Origin of the sequence: Streptomyces populi (genome assembly GCF_002911015.1) — a bacterium.
GTDB lineage: Bacteria > Actinomycetota > Actinomycetes > Streptomycetales > Streptomycetaceae > Streptomyces > Streptomyces populi.
This window is the reverse complement of sequence record NZ_KZ626883.1, coordinates 25074-40772: the sequence shown is the minus strand read 5'-3', so window position 1 is coordinate 40772 and position 15699 is coordinate 25074. Positions and strand designations below refer to the sequence as shown.

The following is a 15699-nucleotide window of genomic DNA, read 5'->3' as shown; positions in this document are numbered from 1 at the left end:
TCCGCCGGGACCCGCACGCACGCGCCACGGCCCTGAACGGCGCGAAGCCCCCGGCTCCCTGCGCGGGAACCGGGGGCTTCGTGGACGCGTGGGTCAGCAGCCGACGAGACGGGCGGCCAGGTAGCCCTCGATCTGGTCGAGCGAGACGCGCTCCTGCTTCATCGAGTCGCGCTCGCGCACCGTGACGGCGTTGTCGTCGAGGGTGTCGAAGTCGACGGTGACGCAGAACGGCGTGCCGATCTCGTCCTGACGGCGGTAGCGGCGGCCGATGGCGCCGGCGTCGTCGAACTCGATGTTCCAGTGCTGGCGCAGCGCCGCGGCGAGACCCTTGGCCTTCGGGGACAGGTCCGCGTTGCGGGACAGCGGCAGGACCGCGACCTTCACCGGGGCGAGGCGGTGGTCGAGGCGCAGCACCGTGCGCTTCTCCAGCTTGCCCTTGGCGTTCGGGGCCTCGTCCTCGACGTAGGCGTCGAGGAGGAAGGCGAGCATGGCGCGGCCGACACCGGCGGCGGGCTCGATGACGTACGGGGTCCAGCGCTCTCCGGCTTCCTGGTCGAAGAAGGAGAGGTCCTGGCCGGAGGCCTTGGAGTGCGCGCCGAGGTCGTAGTCGGTGCGGTTGGCGACGCCCTCCAGCTCACCCCACTCGTTGCCGCCGAACTGGAAGCGGTACTCGATGTCGGCGGTGCGCTTGGAGTAGTGGGAGAGCTTCTCCTTCGGGTGCTCGTACCACCGCATGTTCTCCTCGCGCAGGCCGAGACCGGTGTACCAGTTCCAGCGCTGCTGCATCCAGTACTCCTGCCACTGCTCGTCCTCGCCCGGCTTGACGAAGAACTCCATCTCCATCTGCTCGAACTCGCGGGTGCGGAAGATGAAGTTGCCGGGCGTGATCTCGTTGCGGAAGGACTTGCCCATCTGGGCGATGCCGAACGGCGGCTTCTTGCGCGAGGCGACCTGCACCTGGGCGAAGTTGGTGAAGATGCCCTGGGCGGTCTCGGGGCGCAGGTAGGCGACGGAGCCGCTGTCCTGGGTCGGGCCGAGGTGGGTGGAGAGCAGGCCCGAGAACTGCTTGGGCTCGGTGAAGGTGCCCTTGTTGCCACAGTGCGGGCAGTTGAGGTCGGCGAGGCCGTTCTCCGGGAGGCGGCCGTGCTTGGCCTCGTACTGCTCCTCCAGGTGGTCGGCGCGGAACCGCTTGTGGCACGAGGTGCACTCGGTCAGCGGGTCCGTGAAGGTGGCGACGTGACCGGAGGCGACCCACACCTCGGGGGCCAGGATCACGGACGAGTCGAGACCGACCACGTCCTCGCGCGACGTGACCATGTAGCGCCACCACTGGCGCTTCAGGTTCTCCTTGAGCTCGACGCCGAGCGGGCCGTAGTCCCAGGCGGCACGCTGTCCGCCGTAGATCTCACTACAGGGGAAAACGAAGCCACGGCGCTTGCTCAGGCTGACGATGGAATCGATCTTGTCGGCGGCCACGGTGCTCTCTTCATTACGAACGGACGGCAGCGAATGATTCAGGTTACCGGCGTCGGCCACCCCCGCATCAAATCGGTTCCCGCCGTGGCCCGCTTCCTGCCGATTGAATCCGCTTGATACCCGTTGCCGGGGGGTCTGCGGGCACCCCGCACGAGGGCTTGTTGACAATCGTTTCCAAGTTTGTTGAAAATGACTGTCATGAACGTACGACGACGCCTCATACCCGGGGTCGCGGCCGTGGCTGCCTGCGCCCTCGGCCTCGGCACCCTCACGGCCTGCTCGGGCTCCGCCGCGGCCGACGCCCGCGGCCACGGCGGACTCGACGTGGTCGCGTCGTTCTACCCGCTCCAGTACCTCGTCGAGGAGATCGGCGGGACGCACGTGAGCGTCACGAACCTGACCCGGCCCGGCCAGGAGCCGCACGACCTGGAGATCAGCGCCCGCCAGACCGCGCGGCTCCAGGAGGCCGACGCGGTGTTCTACATCAAGAACCTCCAGCCGGCCGTCGACGACGCGGTCGCCCAGTCCGGGGTGCGGACCAAGGTCGACGCGGCCTCGCTGACGACGCTGGAGAAGCACGGCAACGAGGTCGGCGGACACGCGGCCGCGCACGACCACGACCACGGCGAGGAGGCCGGCGCCGCCGACCCGCACGTCTGGCTCGACCCCGTGCGCTTCGCCCAGGTGGCCGAGGGCGTGTCGGCCGCGCTGAAGAAGGCCGACCCGAAGCACGCCGCGGACTACGGCAGGAACACGGCGGCGCTGCTGAAGAAGTTCACCGCGCTGGACGAGGACTTCCGCGAGGGTCTGGCGAACACGAGGACCAAGACCTTCATCACCACCCACGCCGCGTTCGGCTACCTCGCCGAGCGCTACGGGCTCACCGAGGAGGCCGTCAACGGCCTCGACCCCGAGTCGGAACCCAGCGTCAACCGGGTGAGGGCCCTGGAGAACCTGGCGAAGGCCGACGGTGTCACGACGGTGTTCTACGAGACGCTCGTCAGCGACCGGACCGCCGGCACCATCGCCCGGGACGTGGGGCTGCGGACGGACGTCCTCGACCCCCTCGAGGGCATCACCGACAAGTCCAGGGGCGACGACTACATGCAGGTCATGCGGTCGAACCTGAAGGCCCTCCGGACCGCTCTGGGAACGAAGTGATCACTGTGGAGGACGTCGTGAACGAGTCGGTCGTGTCCCTGCGCGGTGTCCGGGCGGAGCTGGGTTCGCGCCCGGTCCTGCGCGGCGTGGACCTCACGGTGCGCCGCGGGGAGGTCGTCGCGCTGCTCGGGGCCAACGGCTCCGGCAAGTCGACCGCCGTGCGGGGCATCATCGGCCAGGTGGCCGTCAGCGCCGGCGAGATCGAGATCTTCGGCGTCCCGCGCCGCCGCTTCCGCGACTGGCACCGGGTCGGCTACGTCCCGCAGCGGACCACGGCCGCGGGCGGTGTGCCGGCGACGGTCACCGAGATCGTCGCCTCGGGACGGCTGTCCCGCGCCCGCTTCGGCATCCTGCGCAAGGCCGACCACGCGGCCGTACGACGGGCCCTGGAGCTCGTCGGGATGGCCGACCGCGCCAAGGACTCCGTGAACGCCCTGTCGGGCGGACAGCACCAGCGGGTCCTCATCGCCCGCGCGCTGGCCTCCGAACCCGAACTGCTGATCATGGACGAACCGATGGCGGGCGTGGACCTGGCCAGCCAGGAGGTGCTGGCCGAGACCCTGCGCGGCCAGGTCGCCCAGGGCACGTCCGTGCTGCTCGTCCTGCACGAACTGGGCCCCCTGGAGCCGCTGATCGACCGCGCGGTCGTCCTGCGGGACGGCTGCGTCCTGCACGACGGCCCGCCCCCGAGAGCGGTCGGCCAGCACGCGCTGCCCGGCCACGACCACGTACACCCGCACGCGGCGCACGACGCCGAACCCCTCCGGACGGGACTGCTCAGCTGATGGACATCCTCGACTACGCCTTCATGCAGCGGGCCCTGCTCGCCGCCGTCCTGGTGGGCGTCATCGCGCCCTCCGTCGGCGTCTACCTGGTCCAGCGCCGTCAGGCCCTGATGGGCGACGGCATCGGCCACGTGGCGATGACGGGCGTCGGCCTCGGCTTCCTGCTGTCCACCTCACCGGTGTGGATGGCGACGGCCGTGTCCGTGCTGGGCGCCGTGCTCATGGAGCTGATCCGCTGGTACGGGAAGACCCGCGGCGACATCGCGCTGGCCATGCTCTTCTACGGGGGCATGGCGGGCGGCGTGATGTTCATCAACCTCGCGCCGGGCGGCTCGAACGCCAACCTGACCTCGTACCTCTTCGGCTCGCTGTCGACGGTGAGCGAGTCCGACGTGACGGCGATCTCCCTGCTGGCCGCCTTCGTCATGGCGGTCACCCTGGGGCTGCGCCGGCAGTTGTTCGCGGTCAGCCAGGACGAGGAGTTCGCCCGGGTGACCGGTCTGCCGGTGCGGGCCCTGAACCTGCTGACGGCGGTCACGGCGGCGGTCACGGTCACCGTCGCGATGCGGGTGGTCGGCCTGCTGCTGGTGAGCGCGCTGATGGTGGTGCCGGTGGCGGCGGCCCAGCAGCTCACCCGGAGCTTCGCGGCGACCTTCGCCGTCGCGGTGGCGATCGGCGTGAGCGTGACGATCGGCGGCACGGTGACGTCGTTCTACCAGGACGTGCCGCCCGGCTCGACGATCGTGCTGCTGACGATCGGCGCGTTCATCGCGCTGACGGCGCTGGCCTCGCCGCTGGCCCGGCGCCGGGCACGGGCGCTGGCCGCGGCACAGGCCGCCGGGGATCCCGCGGAGTGCGCGATTCCGGCCACCCGCGGCCCGGAGAGCACCGTCGGCGTCTGACCGCGCACCGCCCGGACTGGCACAATGGCCGGGCAAGGGCAGACGCGAGGAGGCAACGGTGACAACCGCTGGATCGCCCGTCCGGGGCCGCTCCACCCGGCAGCGTGCCGCCGTGGCGGCGGCACTCGACGAGGTGACCGAGTTCCGCAGCGCGCAGGAGCTGCACGACATGCTCAAGCACAAGGGCGACTCGGTCGGGCTCACCACCGTCTACCGCACGCTCCAGTCCCTCGCCGACGCGGGCGAGGTCGACGTCCTGCGCACCTCGGAGGGCGAGTCCGTCTACCGGCGCTGCTCCAGCGGCGAGCACCACCACCACCTCGTCTGCCGCGTCTGCGGCAAGGCCGTGGAGGTGGAGGGCCCCGCGGTGGAGAAGTGGGCGGAGGCCATCGCGGCCGAGCACGGCTACGTGAACGTGGCCCACACCGTGGAGATCTTCGGCACGTGCGCGGAGTGCGCGGCGGCGAACGACTGATCCCCCGCGCGGGCGGGGACGCTCAGACGCGGGTCAGGTTGCGGTCGAGGATCGCCCGCAGCCTGTCGACGTCCCCGGGGGTGCGCACGGCGCGCTTGGGCAGCATGGTGAACCCGACGGCGTTCTTGTCGGGGCTGATCATGACGAAGGCGTCCTTCGTCTCCCGGTAGCGGGGCTGCGCCACCCAGTTGAGCGCCGTGGTGGAGTTGTCCGTGGCCACCGTCAGCCCGGCCTCCGTGACGGTCACCCGGAACGTGCCCTGGCGCTCCGCGAGGCGCTGGAACTGGCGGGCCTGAAGCCACGGCGACAGCACGAGGAGCGCCCCGAAGACGACGAGCCAGATCACGGGAAGCGTGGACGCGTCCTGGCCGGCCAGCTTCAGCGCGGCCTCCAGGGCGACCAGGACCGCCGCGCCCCCCAGTACCCAGAACTGTCTTCTGCCCGCCTTGCTGACGCCTCGACGCGCTCTCAGCGCCGATGACAGATCCGCGACGGTCGGCCGGTACTCCAGCTCGACGACGTCCGCTCCGGGCCCCTGCGGCTGCTCCCCGGACAATTCCTGCTGCTGCGCAGCGCCCTGGTCCTCGACCACGGCCCCTCCCCAGTTCGGTGGTGATGAGCCGTGATCGTAACGCCGGATTCGAACAACCCTGCGGGCGGCGGGTGTTAGGAGCCGTCGCCCCGCATGGCCTTCTCCATCGCGAGCAGTTGCTCGTTCGGGACGGCACCGCCGAAGCGGCGGTCGCGCTGGGCGTACTCGACGCAGGCCCGCCACAGGTCACGCCGGTCGAAGTCGGGCCACAGCACGTCCTGGAAGACCATCTCGGCGTACGCGCTCTGCCAGATCAGGTAGTTCGAGGTGCGCTGCTCGCCGCTCGGGCGCAGGAACAGGTCCACGTCCGGCATGTCCGGGTAGTACATGTACTTCGAGAGGGTCTTCTCGTTGACCTTCGACGGGTCGAGCCGGCCCGCCTTCACGTCCTCGGCCATGGCCTGGGCCGCGTCGGCGATCTCGGCGCGGCCGCCGTAGTTCATGCAGAAGTACAGCGTGAGCGCGTCGTTGCCCTTGGTCTGCTCCTGGGCGATCTGGAGCTCCTTGGCGACCGACTTCCACAGCTTGGGCATCCGGCCCACCCAGCGCACCCGGATGCCGAGTTCGTCGAGGGTGTCGCGGGTCTTGCGGATGAAGTCGCGGTTGAAGTTCATGAGGAAGCGCACCTCGTCGGGCGAGCGCTTCCAGTTCTCCGTGGAGAAGGCGTACAGGGAGATGCTGCCGACGCCGATCTCGACCGCGCCCTGGAGCACGTCGAGCACGCGCTCGGCACCGACCTTGTGCCCCTCGGTGCGCGGCAGCCCGCGCTCCTTGGCCCAGCGGCCGTTCCCGTCCATGACGATCGCCACGTGGTCCGGGACGAGCTCGCCGGGGAGTTTGGGCGCGCGGGCACCGGAGGGGTGCGGCTCCGGCGCCTTGTACTCACGGCGCCGGCCGCCCAGGATCCCGCGTACCACCATGTGCTTCTCGTCTCCCTCATTGCGTGCTCGCGTGCGCCGGGCGCTCGTCTCGCTCTGCTTGCTGTTCTTTGCTGTTCTCGCGCGCTCGTGCCGCGCGCGTGCGCTCCCGCCGCCCGGACCCGCCCGGACGGCGCCTACTTCTCCACGTACCGCAGGGAACGCAGTCCGCGCTCCAGGTGCCAGTGCAGATAGGCCGACACCAGCCCGCTGCCCTCCCGGACGTGCCGCGGCTCGCACGCGTCCGCGGTCTCCCAGTCTCCCGTGAGCAGCGCGCCGAGGAGTTCGAGGGCCTGAGGCGAGGGTACGACGCTGCCGGGCACCCGGCAGTCGGCGCATACGGTTCCTCCCGCTCCGACCGAGAAGAAGCGGTTGGGTCCCGGCATGCCGCATTTGGCACAGTCGCTGAAGCTCGGCGCGTAGCCGTTGACCGCGAGGGAACGCAGCAGGAAGGCGTCGAGGACCAGGTGCGGTTCGTGCTCGCCGCGGGCGAGGGTGCGCAGCCCGCCGACCAGCAGCAGGTACTGCTGGACCGCCGGCTCCCCCTCGTGGTCGGTGAACCGCTCGGCGGTCTCCAGCATCGCGGTGCCCGCGGTGTAGCGGGCGTAGTCGGTGACGATCCCGCCACCGTACGGAGCGATCGTCTCGCTCTGGGTGCACAGGGGCAGCCCGCGGCCGATCAGCTCGCCGCCCCGCGCGAAGAACTGCACGTCCACGTGGGAGAAGGGTTCGAGGCGGGCCCCGAACTTCGACTTCGTCCGGCGGACCCCGCGCGCCACCGCCCGTACGCGGCCGTGACCGCGCGTGAGCAGCGTGATGATCCGGTCCGCCTCACCCAGCTTCTGGGTGCGCAGCACGATGCCGTCGTCGCGGAACAGACTCATACGGCCCATTCTCGCCTACCGCGCGCGCACCCCGGCCCGGGACGGGTCACATCGCGTCCGGGGGCCGCCTTCGGGGCACCCGCGCCCACCGCGCCCCGAGGGCGCCCCGGCGCCTCACAGCACCTCGCCGCGGCTGCGCGCGTTGACGTACGCGGTCGCCGCGCCGATCCGCTCCGCCGTGGTGGCCTGCCGGACGGCTTCCGGCAGGCAGTCCCACTCCCTGCCGCCGCCGAGCGGCCTCAGCTGCACGTACGGCCCCTCGTGTCCCATGACCACACCGATCCTGCCCGTGCGGGTGTCGACCGCGCAGGAGCCGGTCGGCGGCGCCGCCGCCCTCATCGCAGGGCCGCCGCGAGCCGGGCGGCGACCTCGACGGAGCAGCCGCCCAGGACGATCAGCGGACAAGGTGTGTCGCGTGCCACGCTCGCCAGGTCGATCCGCAGGGACGGCAACGTGATTCCGGCCCGCGCGAGCGCCGTCCGTAAATCCTGCACAGCTTCCTCCGCCTCTTCGACGCGGTGCGCCGAGTCCCGCCGCCCGCCGGGCGGCGCGTGTACGTGGGATCGTCCTTGCGCCGGTACGTGTGCTCGTGCGTGTTCTTCCTTCACCCTGCCCCACCGATCCGCCGATTTCACGCTTCGCATCTTCATGGTGACGCTCCGCATCTAAAATCGGCAGGGTCCCGTCCGCTACAAGCGTGGTGCAGCGCAGGAGGGTTGGCCCATGGCCAACGGTTCGCGGCAGGCAGCCTGGGAGTTTTTCGGTTCAGAACTGAAACGACGTAGGGAGGATGCAGGTTTCACGCAAGTGGAACTGGGGGCTCGGGTTTTCGTCTCCGGGGGCTACATCGGCCAGTTCGAACAGGCCATCCGAAAGCCCCAGTTGGACGTGGCGCAGCGCATCGACGCACTGCTGCGGAGCGACGGTTTCTTCGAGCGGATGTGGCACAAACTCATCGACGACAAGCGGTACGCGGGGTATTTCGCGGCGGTCGTCGAACTGGAGCGGACGGCGACGAAGATCGCGGAGTTCGCGCCCGCGCTGGTACCGGGTCTTTTGCAGACGGCGGGGTACGCGCGGGCGGTGACGCTGGCCGCCAATCCCTTCGCGACGGACGAGTACGTGGAGGAGAAGGTGGCCGCCCGGCTGGAGCGGGCCCATGTCCTCGCCGACGCTACAAGACCCCTGTACTGGGCGGTGCTGCACGAGAACGTGCTGCGCATCCCGGTCGGCGGGGCGGCGACGATGTCCGGGCAGCTCGGCCACCTCGCGGGTGTGGTGCGGGAGCGGAAGGCCGCCGTGCAGGTGATCCCGTACTCGGCCGGGGCACACGCGCTCATGACCGGGGACCTCCGGCTCATGGAGTTCGAGGACGCTCCGCCGACCGCCTATACGGAGACGTCCTTCTCGGGAACGCTCGTCGACGATCCGGCTGTGGTGAAGCGTGCGCAGCACACCTACGATCTGCTCAGGGCCGTCGCGCTGTCGCCCGAGGCGTCCCTTGCCCTGATCGAGGCGGCGGCGGAGGACTTCAGACGATGCGCGCCCATGACCTGAGCAACGCCCGCTGGCGCAAGAGCAGTCACAGCAACGGCGAGGGCGGCAACTGCCTCGAAGTCGCCGACGGAGTCCCCGGCGCCGTCCCCGTCCGGGACAGCAAGCTGCCGGACGGCCCCGTGCTCCTGATCGGCGCGGACGCCTGGACCGCGTTCGTCGCCGGCGTCACGGGCTGAACCTCCGCGTCACCGGGCCGCGTCACGGGTCCGCGCGGCCCGGTTCACCGACACCAGCCCCGCCTCGTAGGCGATGATCACCAACTGGACCCGGTCCCTGGCGTCCAGCTTCGAGAGCAGCCGGGTGAGGTACGTCTTCGCCGTGGCCACGCTGATGAAGAGCCGCTCGGCGATCTCCGTGTTGGACAGCCCGCTGCCGACCAGCGTCAGGACCTCGCGCTCGCGGTCCGTGACGCCCTTCAACCCGGACCGTGTGCCCACCGGTTCGGGGCGGGCGGCGGTGAAGTCCTGGATGAGCCGACGGGTGATGCCGGGGGCGATGAGGGCGTCCCCGGCCGCCACCACGCGCACCGCCGTGATGATGTCGTCCAGGCCCGTGTCCTTGACCAGGAACCCGGAGGCGCCGGCACGCAGCGCCCCGTACACGTAATCGTCGTCGTCGAAAGTGGTGAGGACGAGGATCCGCGTCGGGCTCGTCGGCGCGGAGGTGTCCGCCGTGATCCGGCGGGTCGCCTCGATGCCGTTCATGCCGGGCATGCGGATGTCCATGACGACGACGTCGGGGCGCAGTTCCCCGGCGAGCGCCACCGCCTCCTCGCCGTTCTCCGCCTCGCCCACCACCTCGATGTCCTCGATGTCGGCGATGACCATGCGCAGGGCCGTGCGGATGAGCTGCTGGTCGTCGGCGAGGACCACGCGCACCGTCATCGGGCGCCCGCCCCGCCCGTGGCCGGGAGCGGGAGGCGGGCGCTCACCCGGAACCCGCCCTCGGGGCGCGGGCCCGCGGTGAACTCGCCGTGCAGCAGGGCGGCCCGCTCACGCATGCCGATGAGACCGAACCCCGTGTCCGTGCCACTGCCCCTGCCCCTGCCGTCGTCGGTGATCTCGACCGCGACCTCCGTGTCACGGTGGTCGACGGTCACCCGGCAGACGGTCGTCGCCGCGTGCCGCAGGACGTTGGTGACGGACTCCTGCACGATCCGGAACGCGGACAGGTCGATGTCCGGCGGGAGCCGGCGCCGTTCGCCGGTCCAGTGGATGTCCACGCGGACCCCGGCCGCGGTCGCCGCGGCGGCCAGCCGGTCGAGGTCGGCCAGCCCCTCGGCCGGGCTCGGCGGAACGGCCCGCGCGGCGCCTGCCCCGCCCTCGCCGGGCACGGCGGGAAGGGCCGTCCCCGCGGAGCCGTGTTCCCGGGACCGGTCCCGCGGGTCCACGTCACCGCCGTCACCGCCGTCACCCGGGCCGTCCGTCCGGGCCTCCTGGTCCCCGTGGTCCGCCTCACGCAGCGCGACGAGCATGCGGCGCAGCCCGGCGAGGGTCTCGCGGCCGGCCGTCTCGACCGCCGTCATCGCCTCGCGGGCGGCGTCCGGCTGGGTGTGCACGACCCGGGCCGCCGCGCCCGCCTGGAGGGCGATGATGCCGATGCTGTGGGCGACCATGTCGTGCATCTCGCGGGCGATGCGCAGACGTTCGTCGATGACGGCCTGGCCCGCCGCCCGGGTCCGCAGTTGCTCGGCGTGGACACGGGTGCGGTGGGTGGCGTCGCCGAGGAGCCAGGAGACGACGACGGTCAGCGCCACGGTCAGCTCGACGAGGGTGTCGATGCCCCAGCCCCGCAGGAGCCGTACCGACAGCCAGGCGACCAGGACGGCGAGCGCCATGGCGAGTCCGACGGCTCCGGTGCGGCGGGGGCGGGTGGCCGCGATGAAGTAGAGGGCGACGTCGACGGCCAGGTACTGGGCGAGCTGGATCGCTCCGACGGCGAGGTTGGTGGTGAGCAGGGCGCCCGCCGCGAGCAACAGGGCCAGGGCGGTGCGGGGCCGACGTCCGAGCCAGGCGCTGCCGGCCAGGGCCAGGACGCACGCCACGGTCAGGAACAGCATCCCGTCCCAGCGGTAGAACTGGGCGGCGGCCAGTTCGTTCGGCCCGTTCTGGCCGGGCAGCCGGATCCGCGCGAGGAACGTGAACACGGTGCTGGCGCACCAGGCCAGGGCCACCCAGGCACCGGGCGGAACACGTCTGAGCGAGGGCAGCGACGGCGTGACATGCATGTGCCCGATCGTAGGCAGGCGGCGCGGCCGGGGCATCGGACCGGGGACGTACGACCGTGGTCGACACACCTGCGTCAACTCACGTCGATCACAACACTGGTGAGGGATCTTCAGGTGATGGGTGTTCAGCTCCGGGCCGGGAAGTACTGGCGGGGCGTGACGCCCACCACGCGGTGGAAGGCGGCCACGAAGGAGCTGGCGGAGGCGTATCCGGTGCGGCGGGCGACGGCCTCCAGGGCCAGGCCGTCGGCGAGGAGCGGCATCGCGGCCTGCATGCGCAGCCGTTCGCGCCACTGGCCGAAGGGCAGGCCCGTCTCGGCCACGAAGATCCGCGCCAACGTCCTTTCCCCGGCGCCGACTTCGGCACCCCAGGCGGACATCGGGCGACTGTCGGCCGGATCGGCGCTCAGCGCGTCGGCGACGGCCCGGGCCCGGGGGTCCCGGGGCGCGCGCACGGCGACGCTCGTGACGGGGACGGGGGTCAGGACGTCCAGGAGCACGGCCTCGGCCCGGGAGCGGTGTTCGTCGGGGAGGCCGAGTCCCGCCAAGTGTTCGACGAGGGCGGCCTGGAGGGGGCCGACCGCCACGGCCGTCGGCTCCGTCCAGGTGATCCGCGGGCAGCGCGCGGGGTCGATGTAGGCACTGTGCATGAACGCGTCGCCCGCGGCCTCCGTGAGGTGCGGCAGCCCGGCCGGGATCCACAGGGCGAGGGACGGCGGCAGCAGCCAGGACCCCCGTTCGCTGCTCACCCGCAGCAATCCCCTTACGGGTACTGCCAGTTGGTGGACGGGATGGGTGTGCGTGGCGAAGGCGGTGCCCCGGGGCATGGTGAAGTGCCCCACGAAGACGGCCGTGCCGGCTGGGCTCTGTCCGTTTCGCGACATGGGTCGGCAGCGTAGCCCGTGGCGGACGGCCGGGCCCCGCCCCTAGCGTCGACGGCATGCCGATGAACCGAGCACACCGCAGACTCTGTAGCTCAGAAGGCTGGGCGCGCACCACCAGGGACCGCATCCTGCCCTGGGCCCTGAGGAACGTGGACCTGGGCGACGACGTGCTGGAGATCGGGCCCGGCTACGGCGCCAACCTGCGCGTCCTGGTCGAGTCCGTGGAGCGTCTGACCGTCGCCGAGATCGACGCGGACACCGCGCGGCTCCTGACCGGGCGGTGGGGCGGGCGGGCCCGCGTCCTGCACGCGGACGGCGCGGAGCTGCCGCTGCCGGACGCCTCGTTCGACTCCGTCGTCTGCTTCACGATGCTGCACCACGTGCCCACCGCCGACCGGCAGGACCGTATCTTCGCGGAGGCGTCGAGGGTGCTGCGGCCGGGCGGCGTCTTCGCGGGCAGCGACAGCCTGCCGAGCCTGGGCTTCCGGCTGCTGCACGTGCGCGACACGATGAACACCGTCGACCCGGTGGAACTCCCCGGGCGGCTGGGCGCGGCCGGCTTCACGGACGTCTCCGTCGACGTGCACCCGAAGGGAAACATCCTCCGCTTCCGGGCGACGCGCCCCTAGGGGCGCGCCATCCGGATCAGCCCGGTGCGCCGAAGCGTCGTACGTACGCGCGCTGCCAGGGCGTCTCCACCGCGTGCCGGTCGTAGTGCTCGCGTACGTACGCCACCGCCTCCCCGGGCGGTACGCCGTCGAGGACGGCGACGCAGGCCAGGGCCGTGCCGGTGCGGCCCCGCCCGCCGTAGCAGGCGATCTCGACGCGTTCGCCCGCGGCCCGTCGCCAGGCTTCCGTGAGCACGGCGCAGGCCCTCGCCCGGTCGGCGGGCAGCCGGAAGTCCGGCCAGCGCAGCCAGTGGGCCTCCCAGGGGACCGGGGGCGGCTCCTTGCCGAGGAGGTGGACGGCGTACGTGGGCTCGGGGCCCCCGCCCGCCGGAAGCGGCCGGCGCAGCGCCCTGCCCCGGATCAGCCGACCGGAGGGCAGTGACAGCACCCCGGCACCGTCCGCGTCCCAGGTGCCGCCGTCGGCCCGGGAGCCGGGCGGGGAGTCGGGTCGTGTGTCGGCCATGGGTCCAGCCTAGGGCGCGGGGGCGGACCCCGGAGGAGAGCGGGCCCGGGAAGGGGGCCGCTTCAGCTCACGCCGTGGGCGCCCTGGGCGGCGCGTGCCTCGATGCCCCGGAAGTGGTCGGCCATCGCGCGCCGGGCGCCCTCGACGTCCCGGACCCGCAGGGCGGTGAGGATGTCGCGGTGGCGGCGGGCCGTCACCTCCGGAGTGACGTCGTCGGTCCAGCCGCGCACCGCGGCGACCCGCCTGAAGACGGTCCAGAACGCGCCGAGGAGCTGGGGAACGAGCGGGTTGCCGAGCGAGGCGTACAGCAACTCGTGGAACTGGATGTCGAGTTCGGGGAAGGGGCGGCCGTCGTCGCCTGCCTCCTCCATCTCCGTGACGACCGCTTCCAGCCGGTCCAGCTCCTCCTCGGTCAGCACCTCGGCCACCCGGCTTATCAGGCCCTCCTCCAGCACCTCGCGGACCTGGAGGATCTCGGCCAGTGCCCCGGTCGGGTCGTCCGGACGGGCGAGCGTGCGGAAGGTCAGCCCGTCGACGAACGGGGTCATCGACGCCTCACCCACATAGGTGCCGTAGCCGTGCCGGATCTCGACTATGTCGAGCGCCTGGAGTGCCTTGAGCGCCTCGCGGACCGAATTGCGGCTCACCCCGAGATCGTTCATCAGCTCGGTCTCGGTGGGCAGCGGCGCACCGGCCGGGAGCCCCTGGTCGAGGATCAGCTGCATGACCTCGCGCTGGATCTGACTGCTCACCCGGCGCTCGGGCCGGCGCCGGTTCCCGGTCTCCTCAGGCATGCGCCGCATCGTACGCTCGCTGGACATCGGACGTCCCACCTCCGGGCTGATTAAACGCCAAGTTCGGCCAACTACCCCTGTTTCATACCGTCATTGGTCGCACCTGTGGAAGATACGCCATTCGTGTGCGGGCCCTTGACCCCCTCCGCGCCCTTTCCTATGGTCGCGCTGCCCCCCATGACGTAGGACGTCGTATCTCCTGCTTCCCGGGCCGGCCGCACCGACCGCTCCACCGCCTCACCGGACCGTTCAACTGGACCACTCCTTGCTGGAGGAACCGTGCGCGACGTGAACCCCGCTCCGGCGCCGCACCGCCGGTCGTTCCTGAAGTACACCGGGGCCCTGGGCGCGGCCGCCGCCCTCTCCTCGACGCTCGGCGCCTGCTCGTCCGGGCCGGAGTCGACCAACGACACCGGTGGTTCGGGCAGCGGTGCGAACGCCACGCTGACCGCCGTGATCGGCTACGGGAACGACGGCAGCTGGGACCCGACCCAGACCGCGTCCGCCTTCTGCATGGCCGCCAACAACCACATCTACGAGGGTCTGCTCGACACCGACCCGATCTCCCGCGAGCCCTACGCGGCGCTCGCCACCCAGGTGCCCGCCGACCTCACCGGCACGTCCTGGAAGTTCACCCTGCGCGCCGGTGCCACGTTCCACGACGGGAAGCCGGTCACCGCCGACGACGTGGTCTTCGTCTTCGACCGCATCCTCGGCCCGAAGACCCAGACGCTCGCCAAGGGCTTCTTCGCCCCCTGGCTGAAAGAAGTACGCAAGATCGACGCGCGGAACGTCGAGCTGGTCCTCAAGTTCCCCTTCCCCGAAGGGGTCTCCCGGCTCACCCTGGCGAAGATCATGCCCAAGCACGTCTTCTCGCAGCCGGGTGCCTGGGACGACGCGATCAAGGGCAAGGCGATCGGTTCGGGCCCCTACCGGCAGACCGCGCACCACCCGAAGTCCAACACGACGTTCGAGGCGTTCACCGCCTACAACGGGCCGCGCAGGGCCGCCTTCAAGAAGATGAACTGGCTGACCATAGTGGACGCCGCGCCCCGCGTCGCGAAGATCTCCGGGGCGAGCGCCGGGGCCCAGATCGCCGACAACATCCCGTACGCCAACATCGCGCGGCTCCGCGAGGGCGGCATGACCGTCCAGGGCGGGGCGGGCATGAACAACCTGTTCCTGATGTTCAACACCAAGCACAAGCCGTTCGACGACGTCCGCGTCCGGCAGGCGCTGCACTACGCCATCGACACCGACAAGATGGTCGAGGTCGCGCTCAAGGGACACGGGAAGCCGTCGGCCTCCTTCCTCAACGAGGCCAACCCCACCTACCGGCCCGCGAAGACCGTCTACTCCTACGACCCGGAGAAGGCGAAGAAGCTCCTGAAGGCCGCCGGGGTCGAGAAGCTGAGCATCGAGATCCTGTCGGTGAACGTGAGCTGGATCGTCGACTGCCTGCCGACGATCAAGGCGTCCTGGGACGCGATCGGCGTGGAGACGACCCTGTCCCCGCAGGAGACCACGGCCGTGTTCACCAAGATGGACCAGAAGCAGGACTACCAGGTCGTCGCCGCCGCCTCGAACCCCAACCAGTTCGGCCTCGACGCCGACCTGATCATGCACTACAACTACGGCCCCCAGAACCTCTGGATGGGCTACGCCCGCTGGGCCGACAGCTCCGTCGCCAAGCAGCTCTTCAAGGACATGGACCGGGCGACGCGGGAACCGGACGCCGACAAGAAGAAGACGATGATCCAGGACTACATCGACGTCGTCGCCGAACAGGCCGTGCTCTACCCGGTCGTGCACAACGAGCTGATGACGGCGTGGAACCCGCGCCGGCTCGCGGGGATAAGGCCCCAGCCCTATCCGGGCATCAACCTGCTCCAGGCCAAGTGGGTCTAGGCGACG

General features: G+C 71.1%; 19 protein-coding genes. 8 read left to right on the top strand and 11 right to left on the bottom strand.

What is annotated here, in order from left to right; translation table 11 throughout:
* Positions 1-93: 93 nt before the first annotated feature.
* Entirely contained in the window at positions 94-1476 is a 1383-nt protein-coding gene (locus tag CW362_RS22550; protein WP_103551334.1) for a glycine--tRNA ligase, read from the bottom strand.
* Between the two features lie 198 nt (positions 1477-1674).
* On the opposite strand from CW362_RS22550, the gene CW362_RS22545 reads away from it, so the two are divergent.
* The 4 genes from CW362_RS22545 to CW362_RS22530 are packed head-to-tail and all read left to right on the top strand — an operon-like array spanning position 1675 to position 4799.
* Positions 1675-2637 carry a metal ABC transporter substrate-binding protein gene (locus CW362_RS22545; protein ID WP_103551333.1) on the top strand — a complete coding sequence of 321 codons (963 nt, stop codon included), beginning with the start codon at positions 1675-1677 and terminating at the stop codon, positions 2635-2637.
* The gene (locus CW362_RS22540) at positions 2637-3422 is read left to right on the top strand and encodes a metal ABC transporter ATP-binding protein (protein ID WP_162684183.1); all 786 of its coding nucleotides are present in this window, start codon (positions 2637-2639) and stop codon (positions 3420-3422) included. Before CW362_RS22545 ends, CW362_RS22540 begins: the two co-directional genes overlap by 1 nt.
* Complete coding sequence (locus tag CW362_RS22535; protein ID WP_103551331.1) at positions 3422-4324, top strand: metal ABC transporter permease; 903 nt, start codon at positions 3422-3424, stop codon at positions 4322-4324. The genes CW362_RS22540 and CW362_RS22535 overlap by 1 nt, the downstream gene beginning before the upstream one ends.
* A 58-nt stretch (positions 4325-4382) precedes the next feature.
* Positions 4383-4799, top strand: coding sequence for a Fur family transcriptional regulator (locus CW362_RS22530; RefSeq protein WP_103551330.1), 417 nt, complete (start codon positions 4383-4385; stop codon positions 4797-4799).
* Between the two features lie 22 nt (positions 4800-4821).
* Here the strand turns inward: CW362_RS22530 and CW362_RS22525 are convergent, their stop codons facing one another.
* From CW362_RS22525 to CW362_RS43815, 5 genes are all read right to left on the bottom strand, one after another.
* Positions 4822-5391, bottom strand: coding sequence for a YcxB family protein (locus CW362_RS22525; protein ID WP_103551329.1), 570 nt, complete (start codon positions 5389-5391; stop codon positions 4822-4824).
* Between the two features lie 74 nt (positions 5392-5465).
* Positions 5466-6311 (bottom strand): isoprenyl transferase, encoded by an 846-nt coding sequence (locus CW362_RS22520; RefSeq protein ID WP_103551328.1) that lies wholly within the window; start codon positions 6309-6311, stop codon positions 5466-5468.
* Positions 6312-6445: 134 nt separating this feature from the next.
* The gene (gene recO / locus CW362_RS22515) at positions 6446-7192 is read right to left on the bottom strand and encodes a DNA repair protein RecO (RefSeq protein ID WP_103551327.1); all 747 of its coding nucleotides are present in this window, start codon (positions 7190-7192) and stop codon (positions 6446-6448) included.
* Positions 7193-7306: 114 nt separating this feature from the next.
* Positions 7307-7531: a hypothetical protein gene (locus CW362_RS22510; protein ID WP_103551326.1), complete on the bottom strand. Its 225-nt coding sequence runs from the start codon at positions 7529-7531 to the stop codon at positions 7307-7309.
* A complete protein-coding gene (locus CW362_RS43815; protein ID WP_167455632.1) occupies positions 7528-7686 on the bottom strand; it encodes a hypothetical protein in 159 nt (52 codons plus the stop codon). Before CW362_RS43815 ends, CW362_RS22510 begins: the two co-directional genes overlap by 4 nt.
* A gap of 229 nt (positions 7687-7915) precedes the next feature.
* On the opposite strand from CW362_RS43815, the gene CW362_RS22505 reads away from it, so the two are divergent.
* Both CW362_RS22505 and CW362_RS22500 read left to right on the top strand, forming a co-directional pair.
* On the top strand, positions 7916-8749 hold the full coding sequence (locus CW362_RS22505; RefSeq protein WP_103551325.1) for a helix-turn-helix domain-containing protein: 834 nt from the start codon (positions 7916-7918) through the stop codon (positions 8747-8749).
* Positions 8731-8925 (top strand): DUF397 domain-containing protein, encoded by a 195-nt coding sequence (locus CW362_RS22500; RefSeq protein WP_103551324.1) that lies wholly within the window; start codon positions 8731-8733, stop codon positions 8923-8925. The genes CW362_RS22505 and CW362_RS22500 overlap by 19 nt, the downstream gene beginning before the upstream one ends.
* 9 nt (positions 8926-8934) lie before the next feature.
* Here the strand turns inward: CW362_RS22500 and CW362_RS22495 are convergent, their stop codons facing one another.
* The 3 genes from CW362_RS22495 to CW362_RS22485 form a co-directional block, all read right to left on the bottom strand.
* Positions 8935-9633, bottom strand: a complete 699-nt coding sequence (locus CW362_RS22495) for a response regulator transcription factor (protein ID WP_103551323.1) — start codon at positions 9631-9633, stop codon at positions 8935-8937.
* On the bottom strand, positions 9630-10976 hold the full coding sequence (locus CW362_RS22490) for a sensor histidine kinase (protein WP_103551322.1): 1347 nt from the start codon (positions 10974-10976) through the stop codon (positions 9630-9632). Before CW362_RS22490 ends, CW362_RS22495 begins: the two co-directional genes overlap by 4 nt.
* Before the next feature lie 125 nt (positions 10977-11101).
* Positions 11102-11860, bottom strand: a complete 759-nt coding sequence (locus CW362_RS22485; protein WP_103551321.1) for an AraC family transcriptional regulator — start codon at positions 11858-11860, stop codon at positions 11102-11104.
* A 56-nt stretch (positions 11861-11916) separates the two neighbouring features.
* Between CW362_RS22485 and CW362_RS22480 the strand changes: the two genes are divergently transcribed.
* On the top strand, positions 11917-12489 hold the full coding sequence (locus CW362_RS22480) for a class I SAM-dependent methyltransferase (RefSeq protein ID WP_103551320.1): 573 nt from the start codon (positions 11917-11919) through the stop codon (positions 12487-12489).
* 16 nt (positions 12490-12505) lie between these two features.
* Here CW362_RS22480 and CW362_RS22475 read toward each other — a convergent pair whose 3' ends face one another.
* Positions 12506-12991 (bottom strand): protein-tyrosine phosphatase family protein, encoded by a 486-nt coding sequence (locus tag CW362_RS22475; RefSeq protein WP_103551319.1) that lies wholly within the window; start codon positions 12989-12991, stop codon positions 12506-12508.
* Between the two features lie 62 nt (positions 12992-13053).
* The gene (locus CW362_RS22470; protein WP_206301022.1) at positions 13054-13794 is read right to left on the bottom strand and encodes a FadR/GntR family transcriptional regulator; all 741 of its coding nucleotides are present in this window, start codon (positions 13792-13794) and stop codon (positions 13054-13056) included.
* A 270-nt stretch (positions 13795-14064) separates the two neighbouring features.
* Here CW362_RS22470 and CW362_RS22465 point away from each other — a divergent pair, with 270 nt between their 5' ends.
* Positions 14065-15693 carry an ABC transporter substrate-binding protein gene (locus CW362_RS22465; RefSeq protein ID WP_103551318.1) on the top strand — a complete coding sequence of 543 codons (1629 nt, stop codon included), beginning with the start codon at positions 14065-14067 and terminating at the stop codon, positions 15691-15693.
* Positions 15694-15699: the final 6 nt, after the last annotated feature.